The following is a 15,565-nucleotide window of genomic DNA, read 5'->3' as shown; positions in this document are numbered from 1 at the left end:
GTAGTTCACGGGCACTGTCCTCTGGTCGTGCTGAAGGGAGCGACCACGCGCTGACCGTAGCCGTCCTCGTCGGCTTCGGCCGCGGCGCGGCGGCGTTGGGGCAGACGGATATTCACCCGCTTGAGCCAGCGGTCGCTGCCGTCGTAACGCGGCGCGAAAGGCACCCTGCCGTGGACCACGGAATCATTGTCCACCAGCAATAGCTCGCCGGGAGCCAAAGCGACCGCGCGACTTACGCGATGCAATTCGCTGGTCAAATGCTGGTAGGCGCAACGAAATTCGTCGTCGGCCCGGTCGAGCGGGGTGTACGCGGGGTCGAAACGCAGTGTCGGCCCGTCGGTGTCGGCCCCGACGGTGGGGATCGGCGGCGCGGTCCGGTCGCCGAAGTCGTCGCCGTAGGAGACGTCGGGCAGGATCGGCAGCCGGGCGGCGCGCAGGATGTCCCAGTGCGCCGCATCGAGTTCCACCTGCCGGATCGAGGACACGGTGGTGGCGACCCGGTCGGGGTTGCGCAGACAGCCCAGCATCAGCAGGTTGGCGCGCTCGGGGTGGAAGGCGTCCTCGGTGTGCGGGCTGAGCAGCGCGGTGCTGCTGGCCCCGGACTGCTCGTGCTCGTGGCCGGGGGTGGGCAGGATGTTGTTCACCAGCCGCCCGGCCTGCTGCCCGTGCCAGCCGAACGGCTCACCGGCGCACCGGGCCAGCAGCAGCATGGCGATGTCGAGTTCGAACGACCCGGCTCGCCGCGAGCGTTCGCCGGCCCAGCGCGCGGCCTCCTCCCAGTTGAACGGGGTCGGGCCGAGCACGTCCTCGTCGATCGGTAGCCGGCCGATCACCGCGACGCCCGCGGCGGTGGCGGGCGGGCGCATCGCCTCGTGCACGACGTCGGGCAACCTGCCGTATTTGGCGTCGATGTGGCGCAACAGGACCGGATGCGAGAGGGTGGCTGCGATCTCCGGCGTGGCGCCCACTGTGACCGCGATCTCAGCGGCGAGGTAGCGGATGGCCCGGGTCGCGGATTCCGGCAGGTCGCGCCGTTCGAGCTGGTCGGGGTGGTCGGGGTGGAGCGGGTGACGTTCGGAGAGAACGCTTTTCACCAAGGGAGGGGCCTTCCTGGCTGGGGCGGTGACATGGTGATCTCGGCTCGACCGAAGACGGTATTGCCCCCGCATTAATTTGGCAAGGCTTACCTAAGGGTGTGTCGTAGAAATAGCGAATGCGTATAGGATTCCCGCGCGGAGGGTAATCGAATCGGTCTCGTTCGGGCGAACCGCGTTGACGTTTCTCGCCCGCGTGCCGATCCATCTGGATGATGAACGGTGTGCGTATCCGAATGGCCGGCCTCCGGGCCCCGCTGACCCGCGCCGGCCTGGTGGGCGCGGCCGTCGCCCTGCTCGTGCTGACCGGTTGCGGGACAACCCATCTCACGCCGGTGCCCGACGACATGCCGCCCCGAGCGGGGGCGCCGGTGCCCGCGATCGATCTGGATGCCCCGGGCCGCACCGCGATTCAGCTCCGCGACTGGGCGAAGGAACAGCGCGAATCGACCGGCATCCCGGTGCTCGCGCTCGAGGCGTACGGGTACGCGGCCGCGGTGATGGCCCGCTCCAGGCCCGAGTGCGGGATCGGCTGGACCACCCTGGCGGGCATCGCCAGCGTCGAGAGTCAGCACGGCACCCACGCCGGATCCCGCATCGCCGACGACGGCACGGTGTCGCCCCCGATCCGCGGCCTGGCCCTGGACGGCTCACCGGGCCGCGCCCGCATCCTCGATGTCGGCGCCACCGACGCGAACCCGGTCTACGCCCGCGCCATGGGCCCGTTCCAGTTCATCCCCGAGACCTGGCAGCGCTGGGGCGTGGACGCCAACGGCGACGGCAAAATCGATCCCGACAACATCGACGACGCGGCCCTCACCGCCGCCCGCTACCTCTGCGCCATGGGCGGCGACCTGACCGCGGCCCCAGGCTGGCAGCAGGCCCTGCTCACCTACAACCAATCCACCAGCTATATGAATACCGTCCGGTATCGAGCCGCCGCCTACAGCGTGGGCCGCACCGTCTGACCGGTCTCGGAGTGATGCCCAGAGGTCGAATAGCGCACTGCTAGGCTTTTCGGCAGCACGGGATAGCCGTGCGACCTGCCGAGTCAGCAGCCGAAGGAGTGTCGTTTCGTGGCCATCATCGAACAGGTCGGAGCTCGCGAGATCCTGGATTCTCGTGGCAACCCCACTGTCGAGGTCGAGATCGCTCTCGACGACGGCACCCTCACCCGCGCGGCCGTGCCCTCCGGCGCGTCCACCGGTGAGCACGAGGCCGTCGAGCTGCGTGACGGTGGCGACCGCTACCAGGGCAAGGGTGTGCAGAAGGCCGTCGAGGGCGTCCTCGACGAGATCGCCCCGGCCGTGATCGGTCTCGACGCCGTCGAGCAGCGCACCGTCGACCAGACCCTGCTGGATCTGGATGGCACCCCGGACAAGTCGCGCCTGGGTGCGAACGCCCTGCTCGGCGTGTCGCTGGCCGTGGCCCGCGCCGCCGCCGAGTCCTCGGGCCTGGAGCTGTTCCGCTACGTCGGCGGCCCGAACGCCCACGTACTGCCCGTCCCGATGATGAACATCCTCAACGGTGGCGCGCACGCCGACTCCGGCGTCGACGTCCAGGAGTTCATGATCGCCCCCATCGGCGCGCCGACCTTCAAGGAGTCGCTGCGCTGGGGTGCCGAGGTCTACCACACCCTGAAGTCGGTGCTGAAGGCTCAGGGCCTGTCCACCGGCCTGGGCGACGAGGGCGGTTTCGCGCCGTCGGTCGCCAACACCCGCGCCGCCCTGGACCTGATCGTCTCCGCGATCGAGAAGACCGGTTTCAAGCTGGGCAGCGAGATCGCGCTGGCGCTCGACGTGGCCGCCACCGAGTTCTACACCACCGGTGAGGGTTACAAGTTCGAGGGCAAGCTGCACACCGCGGCCGAGATGTCGGACTTCTACGCCGGCCTGCTGGGCAACTACCCGATCGTCTCGATCGAGGACCCGCTGTCCGAGGACGACTGGGACGGCTGGGTCTCGCTGACCGACCAGATCGGCGACAAGGTGCAGCTGGTCGGCGACGACCTGTTCGTCACCAACCCGGACCGCCTGGAAGAGGGCATCGCCAAGGGCGCGGCCAACGCGCTGCTGGTGAAGGTCAACCAGATCGGCACCCTGACCGAGACCCTGGACGCGGTCGACCTGGCCCACCGCAACGGCTACAAGACGATGATGAGCCACCGGTCCGGCGAGACCGAGGACACCACCATCGCCGACCTGGCCGTGGCCGTCGGTTCCGGCCAGATCAAGACCGGCGCCCCGGCTCGTTCCGAGCGTGTCGCCAAGTACAACCAGCTGCTGCGTATCGAGGACGCCCTGGGCGACTCGGCGCGCTACGCCGGTGACGCGGCCTTCCCGCGTTTCGCGTTCGAAGGCTGACATAGTCGAAGGCTGAGAAGGCAATCGATCAGCTGACTTTCGAGGTGTGAGATGACGGAGCGACGGGCGCGCGGTACCAGTCCTGCGGGACGAAGTGACCGGCGCCCGTCGCGCTCCACCCGGTCCAAGACCGCCTCGGGCGGGAAGCGGACCGAAACCGCCACCGCGGCATCCAAGTCGGGCGCGGCCGCCAAGGTCGCGAGCAAGACCCGGACCGCGGCCAAGGCCACGGCCAAGCGCCGCACCACGTCCGCCGCGAATTCCGAACGGCACGAACGCAAGATCCTGGGCCTGTCCACGGGTCGCGCGGTCCTGCTGGCCGCGGTGCTGGCGGGCCTGGCGCTCACCCTGGCGGTCCCGCTGCGCACCTATTTCACCCAGCGCACCGATGCCGCCGAACTGGCCACCCAGCACAATCAGCTGGAAGAGGAAGTCTCGGTGCTGCGTGATCGCCGTGCGCAGCAACAGGATCCGAACTACATCAAGGCCGAGGCCCGGGACCGCCTGCGCCTGGTGATGCCGGGGGACACCCCCTACATCGTGCAGATCCCCGAGATCGAGCAGCCGGCCATCCCGACCCAGCCCGCCAAACCGCGGGAGCCCGACCCCTGGTACACGCAGGTGTGGCGCAGCATCTCGTCGCCGCAACCGGTCGCCGCCCCCGCACCCACCACCACCCCGGCGCCGCCCCCGCCGCCCATACCGTCCGAGGAAGGACAACCCAGGTGACCGCAGCCGAGAACGAACCCAGCGAGCGCGATCTCGCGATCGTCGCCGAGCAACTGGGCCGGGCTCCGCGCGGCGTGCTCGCCATCGCGTATCACACCCCCGACGGCCTGCCCGCGGTCGTGAAGACCGCGCCCAAGCTGCCCGACGGCACGCCCTTCCCGACCCTGTACTACCTGACCGACCCGCGGCTGACCGCGGAAGCGAGCCGGCTCGAGACCACGGGCCTGATGCGCGACATGTCCGAACGCCTCACCCGCGATCCGGAACTGGCCGCCGCCTACCGTGCCGCGTACGACAGCTACCTGGCCGAACGCAATGCCATCGAGGACCTGGGCACCGATTTCGCCGGGGGCGGCATGCCCGACCGGGTGAAGTGCCTGCACGTCCTGATCGCTCATTCCTTGGCCAAGGGGCCGGGGCTCAATACGCTCGGTGACGAGGCCGTCGCCCTGGCGGCCGAACACGGCCTGCGCGGCACCGCCATCCCCGCCGACTGGCCGAAATACGACCAGTACCGCACCGATTCGGCCACCGGCGACGCCTGACCCGGCGCGTTCGCCGGAGTCGTTCGGCACCACTCGAATTCAGAGGTCATTGATGAGCAATGCGGAATTCGCCCAGAGCTCGGCGGCTGCCGGCGACACGGCGGCCGAAGGACACGAGCGGATCGCGGCGATCGACTGCGGCACCAATTCGATTCGTCTGCTGATCGCCGACGCCACCCGCGACGAGGCGGGCGCGCCGCACCTCACCGACGTGCACCGCGAGATGCGGATCGTGCGCTTGGGGCAGGGCGTCGACGCCACCGGCTCGCTGAATCCCGAAGCGATCGAACGGACCCGGGTCGCGCTGCGCGACTACGTGGACCTGATGCTGAAGCACGGGGTGACCCGGGTGCGGATGGTCGCCACCTCCGCCACCCGCGACGCCTCGAACCGCGAGGACTTCTTCGGCATGACCGGCGAGGAACTGGGCCGGGTGGTGACCGGCGCGCAGGCCGAGGTCATCACCGGTGACGAGGAGGCGCGGCTGTCGTTCGCGGGTGCGGTCGGGGAACTCTCCAGTGCCGCAGGGCCTTTCGTGGTGGTTGATCTCGGCGGCGGGTCCACCGAGGTGGTGCTCGGCGACGCGGCCGGTGTGCAGTCGGCGTATTCGGCCGATATCGGGTGCGTGCGGATCACCGAGCGCTGCCTGCACGGCAATCCGCCCACCCGCGAGGAGGTCGCGTCCGCGCGGTTCTTCGCCTCCGAGCGGCTGGCGCAGGCCTTCGGCGTGGTGCCGGTGGAGCGGGCGCGCACCTGGGTGGGCGTGGCCGGAACCATGACCACGATCGCGGCGGTCGCGCTGGATCTGCCCGAATACGATTCGGAGCGAGTGCATCTCACCCGCATGCCGCTGTCGGACCTGCGCAAGGTGTGCGATCGGCTGATCGGCATGAACCACGACGAGCGGGCCGCGCTCGGGCCCATGCACCCCGGCCGGGTGGATGTGATCGGTGGTGGCGCGGTGGTTGCCGAGGTGCTGGCGGATGAGCTGGCGCGGCGGGCCGGGATCTCCGAACTGATTGTCAGCGAGCACGACATCCTGGACGGCATCGCGCTTTCGATTGCCTCATAAGGACATTCTTCGAGGGCTTTCAAGGCCATTTGCCCGATGCCGAGGTCGGGCTGACTTTCCCCTGGGAAAATGTGACGTAAGTTAACTTGCGAGGTTGCTGTCAGATTGCCCGATATGGGAGGGTCTCGGTATGTCAGGAGTAGCACAGGACGCGAAACCGGCCACTGAACGGACCCTGTTCGGCCATCCCATCGGTATCGCGAATTTGTTCGGCGTCGAATTGTGGGAACGGTTCTCGTTCTACGGGATGCTCACCATTCTCGGCTACTACCTGTACTACTCGACCACCGACGGCGGCCTGGGCATGGCCGAGTCGACCGGTCTCGGCATCGTCGGCGCGTACGGCGGTCTGGTCTACCTGTCGACGGTGCTGGGCGCGTGGGTGGCCGACCGGCTGCTCGGTTCCGAGCGGACCGTCTTCTACGGCGGCGTCATCGTCATGGCCGGTCACATCGCGCTGGCCATCCTGCCCGGACTCGCCGGTGTCGGCGTCGGTCTGGTGCTGGTCGCGCTGGGTTCGGGTGGTCTGAAGGCGAACGCCTCCTCGCTGCTGGGCACCCTCTACGACAAGGACGACCCGCGCGCGGACGGCGGCTTCACCCTCTTCTATCTGGGCATCAACCTGGGCGCCTTCGCGGGCCCGCTGATCACCGGCCTGCTGCAGGACCACATCGGCTTCCACTACGGCTTCGGCGCCGCGGCGGTCGGTATGGCGATCGGCCTCACCCAGTACGTCATCTTCCGCAAGAACCTCGGCGAGCACGGTCGCGACATCCCGAACCCGTTGCCGCGCACCGAGATCCCGAAGGTGATCGCGGTTCTGGCCGCCTTCGCGGTGATCGTCGCGATCGCCGCCGCCACCGGGCTGGTGACCCTGTCCAACCTGCCCAACGTCACCACCGGCGTCATCACCGCCGCCTCGATCGTCTACTTCGGCATCATGCTGACCAGCGCCAAGGTCAACCCGGTGGAGCGCACCCGGGTCCGCGCCTACATGCCCCTCTTCATTGCCAACGCCGTCTTCTGGTCGCTGTTCCAGCAGATCTTCACGGTCCTGTCGGCCTACTCCGACAAGCGCATGACCTGGTCCATCTTCGGCTGGACCGCGCCCTCCAACTGGATCGGCTCGATGGAACCGGTCTGGATCATCGCCCTGTCGCCGCTGTTCGCCATCATGTGGACCCGCCTCGGCATGCGCGCCCCCAGCACCCCGCGCAAGTTCTCCCTCGGCGTCGTCGGCATGGGCGCCGCCTTCCTCCTCTTCACCCTGTTCTCCGGCACCGAGGGCAAATCGGTGTCCTTCGTCATCGTCTTCTTCATCCTCGGCGCCTTCGCCGTCTCCGAGCTCATGCTGTCCCCGATCGGCCTGTCGGTCACAACCAAGCTGGCCCCCAACGCCTTCCGCGCCCAGATGATGGCCCTCTACTTCTTCTCGGTCGGCATCGGCACCTCCATGTCCGGCGTCCTCGCCAAGTACTACGACCCCTCCCACGAGCTCGCCTACTTCGGCATCACCGGCCTGGTGGCCATCGTCGTCGGCATCGTCGTCTGGGCTCTCTCCCCGTGGATCAGCCGCCACATGGAGGGCGTGCACTGACCCTCGCGCCGGCCGCGGGTTGCTAGGTTCGTGCCTGTGGCGCGCACCGTACCCATCCATTTCGTGCTCCGCGTCCTGCGCGACGGTGAACGGCGCGGCCTGGACGCGTCCTGGTCGGCGGCGCGGACCGCCTCACCCCGCCCTCAGCCTCCCGAAGGATCGCCGAAGGGTTGCGCGCCAACGGATTCCAGCCCCGCTATATCGAACTACCCCGCCTGGGTCACTGCACCAGACTGGAGGACCCCGACACGGTGACCGTCGAGATCGAGCGCGCGGCCGTCACCGGCAGCGCGGGCCGCGCCGTCGGCTGAACGGCCGAGCGTCACATGCCGGGCATGGCGAGGAATTCGTAGACTTCGATGGTGCCGCCCGATTCGGTGTGCGGATGGCCGTCCAGGACCTTCTGGAGGTCTCCGGCCGAATCGGCCTGCAGGATCGAGAAGCCGCCGACCCCGCCATCGGCGTTCACCGAGCCCGGTCCGAGGGGTGAACCGAGATCGACGAGCGCGGCGCCGGCGCGCCCGGCCCAATCCATCCAGGCCTGCATCCCGGCCGCGAGCGCTTCGGGGGTGCTCTGCGCGATCTGTTCGCGAGCGGACTGATCGGATTTGTAGAGCACGAGGAACTTGGTCATCGGTGGCTCCTGTCTCTCCGACTGTTCGCCAATCGTATGCCGAGATCCCGCGACACGGTGCGGGTATACGAAAGCGCCCACGGCGTTCGGCCGTGGGCGCTTTCGGTGCCGGGATTCAGTCCTTGACCAGCTGCGGGGCGTCGTCGAGCTCGTCCAGGGTGTCCGGGATCTGCTCGCCGTGCGCCGGGGCGTCGGAGCGGTTGGGGAGCAGGACCGCCATGACGATGACGACCAGCGCCAGGCCCGCCGAGACCAGGAAGGCCAGGCGCATGCCGTCGAGGTGGGCGTTGAGCGGGTTCTCGCCGCCGTCGACCAGATGGGTGGCGCGGGAGGTCATGACGGTGATGACCAGGGCGGTGCCGAAGGCGGCGGCCACCTGCTGGAGGGTGCCGAGCATCGAGCTGCCGTGGGAGTACAGGTGCATGGGGAGCGCGCCCAGGCCCAGGGTGAAGACCGGGGTGAAGGCGGCGGCCAGGGACACCATCAGCAGGATGTGCAGGGCGACCAGGGCGGCGTAGGGCGTGGTGAGCGAGATCTGGGTGAAGCCGACCAGGGCGGCGGTGATGCCGATCGAGCCGGGGATCACCAGGATCCGTCCGCCGAAGCGGTCGAAGATCTTGCCCACGGTGGGACCGAGCAGACCCATGGCCAGGCCACCGGGCATGACCAGCAGACCGGTCTGCAGCGGGGTGAGTTCCCGCAGGGTCTGCAGGTACAGCGGCAGCAGGATCATCGAGCCCATCATGGCCAGGAAGGCCACGGCCATCAGGACCAGCGCCTTGGCGTAGGTGCCCGACAGCAGGACGCGCAGGTCCAGCAGCGGGGTGCCGTTGCGCTGCAGCGAGATCTGACGGACCACGAAGATGGCGACCAGGGCCAGACCACCGGCCACGAACAGGGCGGGGGTCGCGACGCTGCCGGAACCGAACTTGCTCAGGCCGTACACCAGACCGCCGAAACCGAAGCCCGCGAACACCACACTGAACCAGTCGATCGAACCGGTCTGCGGCTCACCGACATTCTCCAGGTTGCGCAGACCGAACACGGTCACCGCACCGGCGATCGGCAGCACCAGCACGAACAGCCAGCGCCAGGAGCCGTAGTTGAGCACCGCGCCGGAGATGACCGGTCCCATGGCCGGGGCCACCGAGATGGCGAGGGTGACATTGCCCATCACGCGGCCGCGATCCTGCTCGGGAACCACGGTCATCAGCGTGGTCATCAGCAGCGGCATCATGACGGCGGTGCCGCCGGCCTGGATGACGCGCGCGATCAGCAGCACGGCGAACGAGGGCGCGACCGCGGCGAGCGCGGTGCCGACCAGGAAGACACCCATGGCGATGGCGTACGCGCGGCGGGTGGAGACCCGCTGCAGGAACCAGCCGGTCACCGGAATGACGGCGGCCATGGTGAGCATGAAGACGGTGGACACCCACTGCGCGGACCGCTCGGTCACGTGGAGATCGTTCATGAGCCGCGGAATCGCGTTGATCATGATGGTCTCGTTGAGGATCACCGTGAATGTCGCGAGCACCAGCAACCGGATGACCGTTGGTGTCCGCTGCTTGGTCGAGCTCGCGGATAGGTCGGCGGGCATCGGTAAACCTCCGGGGTGTTCGTGTTCGAGGGGTGGGTGGTCCGCGGAATCGGTGATCGCCGTCCGGGTGCCACATCGATGCAGACGGGTACTGATCGCTCAACTCATCGGTCGGCGACAAGTATTCCGGCGGGGTCCGACAGGATTCATCCGATTATCGGCCGTCTCACCGCTGAGCGGGATGCTGAATATGTGCTCTCACCAGTGCTTATGACGGCCGGAAAGATTGAAAAGTGAGGCAGGTCACGTTTTCTCGTATCCACCGGCCCGGCGGCGCATGTTCTGTTACCCGCCATGATGGACGGTGTGAGAACGACCGTGGCCGAACAGCTTCCGCCGCTGCGTGGACGCGAGCAGGAGCAACAGGCGCTCGGCGCGCTGATCGACGGTGCGCGCGAGGGCCGCAGCGCGGTCCTGGTGGTGCGCGGCGAGGCCGGGATCGGCAAGACCGCGCTGCTGGAGGACGCCGCCGCGCGTGCCGAGGGATTGCGGGTGCTGCGCGGCACCGGCCTGGAGGCGGAGGCGGAACTGCCGTTCGCCGGTCTGCAATTACTCCTGTCCCCGGCGTTGGATCGGCTGCCCGGCCTGCCAGACCCGCAGCGTGAGGCCTTGTCGGCTGCCCTCGGACTCGGCCCCGGCGGTCGCGAACCCATGCTCACCGGACTGGCGGTGTTGTCGCTGCTCACCGAGTACGCGGACGGATCGGGTCTGCTGGTCGTCGTCGACGACGCGCAGTGGCTGGACCGGGCGTCACGGGACGCGCTGCTGTTCGCGGCCCGGCGGCTGCGGGCAGAGGGCGTGGTGATGGTGTTCGGCGTGCGGGACGGGGAGGGCACGTTCGAGGCGGTCGGTCTGACCGAGCGGCGACTGACCGGTCTGTCACCCGAGGCCGCCGCCGCCCTGCTCGACGAGCACGAGCTCACCCCGGCCGTCCGCTACCGGCTGCTGGCCGAAGCGCACGGCAACCCCCTCGCCCTGCGGGAACTGCCGCTGGCCATGGCCGCCGAGGCCACCCCCGATCTCGCCGCGGGCGCGCTGCCGCTGACCGATCGGCTGCGGCTGGCCTTCCACGGCCGGATCAGCCGCCTGCCGGAGGCGACCCGAACACTGCTGACCGTGCTCGCCACGGATGAATCCGGTGAACCCGCCGTCATTCTGCGCGCGTCGGCGAGCCTGGGCGCGGGGATCGACGATCTCGCACCCGCGGAGGCGGCGGATCTGCTGCGCCCCGACTCCGGGACCTCGATCACCTTCCGCCACCCGCTGATTCGCGCGGCCGTCTACCAACGTGCGCCGCTGGGACAGCGTTTGGCCGCGCACCGGGCACTGGCCGAGGCTCTCGATGCGCCGGAACAGTCGGATCGGCGGGCCTGGCATCTGGCGTCGGCGGCGCTGGGTCCCGATGCCGAGGTGGCGGATGCGTTGGAGCGCACCGCCGTTCGGGCTCGTGAGCGTGGCGGTCACACGGCGGCGGCCGCTGCCTACGATCGCGCGGCGCGGCTGAGCGATGGGCCCGAGGACCGTACGCGCCGACAGGCCCTGGCCGCTCAGGCATCCCTGGAATCGGGTGATGTCGAGCGGGCCGGAGAGCTGGCCCGCCGCACCGCCCGGGAGGTGAGTTCGGAATCGTTGCGCGCCGGTCTTTCCCAGGTTCAGGCCCTGGCCAAGTTCTGGCAGGGCGAGTTCCCCGAGGCGCATCGGCTGCTGATCGACGCGGCCGCGAGCATCGCCGCCGACGATCCGGAGCAGGCCGCGGGAATGCTGGTGCAGGCCATCCATACCGGCTGGTACCTGGGTGAGCCGGAACTGACCGAGGTACTGAAGCGCCTCGGCGACCTACGCCTGACGGACGAACCCGCCGTGGCACCCGTCGTGCGGTTCCTGGGCCGACTGTTCGATAGCGGCCCCGGCACACCGCTGTCACTCACCGAGACACTCGCCGAGATCCGTTCCCGTGGTGAGGTTTCCGACCAGGTTCTGCTGATCCTGTGTGGCGTGGCCTTGGCCCGCGGCCAGGACGGCCCCGCCTTCGATCTGGCCGTATCCCTGGCGGCCCGGCACCGTGCCGCCGGTGCCGCGGGCCGCTTGCCGACCGTGCTGTTCTTCGCCGCCGAAGCCGATATCTTCACCGGCCGCCTGACCGACGCGCGCACCGCCACCGTCGAAGCCCGCGACCTCGCCCGCGACACCGGCCAGCAGCAGTGGGTGCGCCAACTCAGCAGTGTGCTGGCGCATCTCGACGCCCTGCGCGGCGATGAGGCCGAATGCCGTGCGCACGCCGACCTCGGTCTGGAAGGCGACACTCCCGGATCGATCGCCCCCGGCGCGCCCTGGGCGCACTGGTCGCTGGGCTTGCTCGACCTCGGCGCCGGCCGCGCCGAGTCCGCCCTGTCCCGCTTCGAGCGTTTGACGAAAGTCCCCTTCAGCCACCACATCTGCGCCACCCGCTCGATTCCGGATCTGGTCGAGGCCGCCGTCCGGCTCGGAGCCCCGGACCGCGCCGCCGCCCCGTTCGCGAAGCTGGCAGGCTGGGCGGAATCGGTGGGCCAGCCGTGGGCCGAGGCCTTGGTACTGCGCTGCCGCGCTCTGCTCGACGACGATCACGCCGAGTACCTCTACATCCGAGCTCTGGCGATCCATGATCGCGAGGCCCGCCCCATCGAATTCGCCCGCACCGCACTGCTGTACGGCGAATGGCTGCGTCGCGCCCGCCGCAAGTCCGAGGCCCGCACCCACCTGACCGAGGCGCTCGAGGTCTTCGACCGCCTGGACCTGCGCCCGTGGGCCGAGCGGGCCCGCCACGAGCTGTCGGCGGCGGGCGCTCCCGCCGCCGATCCCTCCGGTGCGCGGACGACCGCTACCGGCCTGACCCCGCAGGAGTTGCAGATCGTCCGCCTGGCCGCCGAGGGCCTGTCCAATCGCGATATCGCGGCCCAGCTGTTCCTCAGTCACCGCACCGTCGGCTACCACCTGTACAAGGCGTACCCGAAGCTCGGGGTGACTTCCCGCGGCGAGTTGAAAGGAATTGCCGCGCAGCTGCATTGATCGCGGCGCCGTCACGCCTTGACGAACTCGAGGAGGTCGGCGTTCACCTGGTCGGCGTGGCTGCGGTACAGCCCGTGGCCGGCGGTCGGGTACTCCTTCAGCACCGCCGCGGGGTAGAGCCGCACGGCCTGGTGGCTGCTGACCTCGATCGGGATGGACTGGTCGTGCAGGCCGTGCAGCAGCAGGGTGGGCACCGTCAGTGCGGCGACGTCGGCGCGGTGGTCGGTGCGGGCCACCGCCTTCTGGACCTCGAGCGCCGCGATCGGGGAGCAGCTCATGCTGCGCTGCACCTCGGCCTCGATGGCGGCGGGGGAGACCCGGGTGCCCAGGTGAGTGGCGAAGTAGCCCTGGGCGCGGTCGGCCAGCCACTGGGCGCGGTCGGCGCGCAGGTCCGCGGTGGAGGCGTCGATCATCGCGGCGGGAATGCCGATCGGGTTGTCCTCGGTTTGGAGCAGGTACGGAATCGCGGGGCCCAGCAAGGCGATTCGCGATACCCGGTCCGCGCCGTGGCGGGCGAGGTACCGGACGGCTTCCGCCGCGCCGGTGGAGTGCGCGATCAGGGTCGCGTCCCGCAGGTCCAGGTGTTCGAGCAGTGCGGCGAGATCGTCGGCGCGGGTGTCGGTGTCGTAGCCGGAGGACGGTCGGTCTGAACGGCCGTGGCCGCGGCGGTCGAGCAGGACACAGCGGTAGCCCTGCTCGAGGAAGAAGGGCACCTGGCACTCCCACATGTCGGTGGGCAGGGCCCAGCCGGAGATGAAGACCAGCGGTGCGCCGGTGCCGTAGTCCTCGTAGGCGAGAACGGTGCTGTCGGCGGGAGTGGTGAAGAACATGGGAATCCCCTTGTCGTACCGAAGTTTCGGTGGAGGGCCGGGCGGTATCGCGTCCCGCCCGGCCGGTCGTGGATCAGAGTCCGGCCGGGACCTGGTCGAGGAAGCCGTAGACGCGCTCGATGCGTCCGTCGGCGGCGAGGGCGGCCACGTCGAAGCCGATCACCAGCGGTTCCGCGCCGGGAGCGCCCAGGTGCCAGGTGAATCGGGCGATGTGGTGGTTGGCGTCCACGGCCCCGCCGAGGGTGAACTCGAGCCCGGCGAACTGCGCCTGCACGGCGGCGATGGTGGCGTCGAGTCCGGCGTGCCCGCGCACCGACACCAGCGGGTCGGTGTATTCGGCGTCCTCGGTGAACAGTTCGGCGACCAGTGCGGCCCGCTGCCCGGCGTCGGTGGTGTTCCAGGCGGTCAGGTAGCGCTGCACGAGTTCGGTGATGTCACTCATTGTCGTTCTCCTCGGTTCGTGTGAACTTGATGAGGACAACGTTATGAAGATCGCGGCGACCGGGAATCTGTCGTCATTAGGTACTGACGACCGGTCTCGCTCAGCCGAGGTGTTCGATCCGCCTCTTGGTGGTGTTGACCGGCGAATTCAGGGTCAGGTCCAGCACGGTGACCGTCACGTCGGTGAGCGCCCCCGACTGGAACTTGGCCGATTCCCCGAACAGCTGCACCGGATTGACCGTGACCGTGGCCTGCTGCGGCTGCCCGGCGCACACGACCGGTGCGAGGGTGCTGCCATTGACCCCGGACCCCTGGTAGGGCGTCGCCCGCACGGTCACCGACAGGGCGGCGGCGGGTCCGGTACACAAATACGAAACCGTGATCACGGCATTGCCATTGGTCTCGCGCGCGCTGTCGACGGCCAGCGCGGGAATGGCCTGCGCGTTACCGGCGGCCAGGGTGACGGCGGCGGCGAACGCGCCGAGGGCGGTGACGAGGCTGCGTGCGTGCACGGTTGTTTCCTTGCTGTTCCGGAACCGATTCACTGTTTCCTGCACCAGATTTCAGGAAGTCAGCGGCGCATCGCGGGTCAGGGTAGTGCATAACAAACCAACCATGTTGGACAATTGATAAGTTCGTGACCGTCATTCGTTCGCGCACAGCCGGACACGAAACGGCCGCCCGCACTTCGAGTGCGGGCGGCCGAATTCGGGGTGAATCAGTAGGTGTAGAAACCGCGGCCGGTCTTGCGGCCCAGGTAGCCCGCGTCCACCATGCGGCGCAGCAGCACCGGCGGCGCGTACTGCGGCTCACCGAACTCGGCGAACAGCGACTCGGCGACCGCGAGGGTGACGTCCAGGCCGACGGTGTCGCACAGACGCAGCGGGCCCATGGGGTGGGCGCAGCCGCTGACCATGCCCTCGTCGATGTCCTCGGCGCTGGCGAAGCCGGTCTCGAACATGCGGATCGCGCTGCACAGGTACGGGATCAGCAGGGCGTTGACGATGAAGCCCGCCTGATCCTTGGACTCGATGGTGCGCTTGCCCAGCACGTCGCGGGCGTAGCCGGTGACCTTGTCGACCACGGCGCGGTCGGTCTTGAGGGTGACCACGATCTCGACCAGCGGCAGCACCGGCACCGGGTTGAAGAAGTGGACGCCGACCACGCGCTCCGGGTGGGCGGTGGCGTTGGCCAGCCGGATCACCGGGATGGAGGAGGTGTTGGTGGCCAGGATGGTCTCGGGGGAGACGATGCCGTCGAGCTTGGTGAAGAAGTCGGCCTTGAGCGACTCGATCTCCGGCGCGGCCTCGATAACCAGCTCGCGATCGGCGAAGTCGTCGATCGAGGTGGTCAGGGCGATGCGGGCGCGGGCCTCGTCGGCCGCGGCCTGCTCGAGCCGCCCGGACTTCACCGCGCGCGCCAGCGACTTCTCGATCCGCTCCACCGCGGCGTCCGCCGCCTGGGTGTCGCGCTCCAGGATCAGGACCGACCCGCCCGCGCGGGCCGCCACCTCGGCGATACCGGCACCCATGGTGCCGCCGCCGATCACGCCAATGCGTTCCACGAAATCTCCTTGTACTCGAGTTACTCGGGCACCATCTTCCTGGACCGCCCGCAC

At 69.1% G+C, this 15,565-nt stretch carries 15 protein-coding genes; 8 read left to right on the top strand and 7 right to left on the bottom strand.

The window, feature by feature from the left end; translation table 11 throughout:
* Positions 1 to 5: 5 nt before the first annotated feature.
* The gene (locus ACWEOI_RS09465; RefSeq protein WP_452359575.1) at positions 6 to 1,094 is read right to left on the bottom strand and encodes a TauD/TfdA family dioxygenase; all 1,089 of its coding nucleotides are present in this window, start codon (positions 1,092 to 1,094) and stop codon (positions 6 to 8) included.
* A gap of 215 nt (positions 1,095 to 1,309) precedes the next feature.
* On the opposite strand from ACWEOI_RS09465, the gene ACWEOI_RS09460 reads away from it, so the two are divergent.
* The 7 genes from ACWEOI_RS09460 to ACWEOI_RS09430 all read left to right on the top strand — a co-directional run bounded on the left by ACWEOI_RS09460 (position 1,310) and on the right by ACWEOI_RS09430 (position 7,711).
* Positions 1,310 to 2,062 carry a lytic murein transglycosylase gene (locus tag ACWEOI_RS09460; protein WP_433668303.1) on the top strand — a complete coding sequence of 251 codons (753 nt, stop codon included), beginning with the start codon at positions 1,310 to 1,312 and terminating at the stop codon, positions 2,060 to 2,062.
* Between the two features lie 108 nt (positions 2,063 to 2,170).
* Complete coding sequence (gene eno / locus ACWEOI_RS09455; protein ID WP_452359364.1) at positions 2,171 to 3,457, top strand: phosphopyruvate hydratase; 1,287 nt, start codon at positions 2,171 to 2,173, stop codon at positions 3,455 to 3,457.
* A gap of 51 nt (positions 3,458 to 3,508) precedes the next feature.
* Positions 3,509 to 4,186, top strand: coding sequence for a septum formation initiator family protein (locus tag ACWEOI_RS09450; protein WP_433668301.1), 678 nt, complete (start codon positions 3,509 to 3,511; stop codon positions 4,184 to 4,186).
* Positions 4,183 to 4,731 (top strand): DUF501 domain-containing protein, encoded by a 549-nt coding sequence (locus ACWEOI_RS09445; protein ID WP_357280342.1) that lies wholly within the window; start codon positions 4,183 to 4,185, stop codon positions 4,729 to 4,731. The genes ACWEOI_RS09450 and ACWEOI_RS09445 overlap by 4 nt, the downstream gene beginning before the upstream one ends.
* 52 nt (positions 4,732 to 4,783) lie before the next feature.
* Entirely contained in the window at positions 4,784 to 5,803 is a 1,020-nt protein-coding gene (locus ACWEOI_RS09440) for a Ppx/GppA phosphatase family protein (RefSeq protein WP_452359363.1), read from the top strand.
* 130 nt (positions 5,804 to 5,933) lie between these two features.
* Positions 5,934 to 7,400 carry a peptide MFS transporter gene (locus tag ACWEOI_RS09435; RefSeq protein WP_452359362.1) on the top strand — a complete coding sequence of 489 codons (1,467 nt, stop codon included), beginning with the start codon at positions 5,934 to 5,936 and terminating at the stop codon, positions 7,398 to 7,400.
* A 170-nt stretch (positions 7,401 to 7,570) separates the two neighbouring features.
* Positions 7,571 to 7,711: a hypothetical protein gene (locus ACWEOI_RS09430; RefSeq protein WP_452359361.1), complete on the top strand. Its 141-nt coding sequence runs from the start codon at positions 7,571 to 7,573 to the stop codon at positions 7,709 to 7,711.
* An 11-nt stretch (positions 7,712 to 7,722) separates the two neighbouring features.
* Here ACWEOI_RS09430 and ACWEOI_RS09425 read toward each other — a convergent pair whose 3' ends face one another.
* Both ACWEOI_RS09425 and ACWEOI_RS09420 read right to left on the bottom strand, forming a co-directional pair.
* On the bottom strand, positions 7,723 to 8,034 hold the full coding sequence (locus ACWEOI_RS09425; RefSeq protein WP_433668294.1) for a hypothetical protein: 312 nt from the start codon (positions 8,032 to 8,034) through the stop codon (positions 7,723 to 7,725).
* A 115-nt stretch (positions 8,035 to 8,149) separates the two neighbouring features.
* Entirely contained in the window at positions 8,150 to 9,631 is a 1,482-nt protein-coding gene (locus tag ACWEOI_RS09420) for a DHA2 family efflux MFS transporter permease subunit (RefSeq protein WP_433668292.1), read from the bottom strand.
* A gap of 306 nt (positions 9,632 to 9,937) precedes the next feature.
* Here ACWEOI_RS09420 and ACWEOI_RS09415 point away from each other — a divergent pair, with 306 nt between their 5' ends.
* Entirely contained in the window at positions 9,938 to 12,676 is a 2,739-nt protein-coding gene (locus ACWEOI_RS09415; RefSeq protein WP_452359360.1) for an ATP-binding protein, read from the top strand.
* A gap of 11 nt (positions 12,677 to 12,687) precedes the next feature.
* On the opposite strand, the gene ACWEOI_RS09410 is transcribed toward ACWEOI_RS09415, so the two are convergent.
* From ACWEOI_RS09410 to ACWEOI_RS09395, 4 genes are all read right to left on the bottom strand, one after another.
* Positions 12,688 to 13,506, bottom strand: coding sequence for an alpha/beta fold hydrolase (locus ACWEOI_RS09410; RefSeq protein ID WP_452359359.1), 819 nt, complete (start codon positions 13,504 to 13,506; stop codon positions 12,688 to 12,690).
* A gap of 73 nt (positions 13,507 to 13,579) precedes the next feature.
* Positions 13,580 to 13,948, bottom strand: coding sequence for a nuclear transport factor 2 family protein (locus ACWEOI_RS09405; protein WP_357091922.1), 369 nt, complete (start codon positions 13,946 to 13,948; stop codon positions 13,580 to 13,582).
* A 100-nt stretch (positions 13,949 to 14,048) separates the two neighbouring features.
* Complete coding sequence (locus ACWEOI_RS09400) at positions 14,049 to 14,459, bottom strand: hypothetical protein (RefSeq protein WP_452359358.1); 411 nt, start codon at positions 14,457 to 14,459, stop codon at positions 14,049 to 14,051.
* Positions 14,460 to 14,665: 206 nt separating this feature from the next.
* Positions 14,666 to 15,511 carry a 3-hydroxybutyryl-CoA dehydrogenase gene (locus tag ACWEOI_RS09395; protein WP_357091916.1) on the bottom strand — a complete coding sequence of 282 codons (846 nt, stop codon included), beginning with the start codon at positions 15,509 to 15,511 and terminating at the stop codon, positions 14,666 to 14,668.
* Between the last annotated feature and the right edge of the window lie 54 nt (positions 15,512 to 15,565).

It is taken from the genome of Nocardia sp. NPDC004340, assembly GCF_053602575.1.
This window is presented reverse-complemented; position numbering and strand designations above follow the sequence as displayed.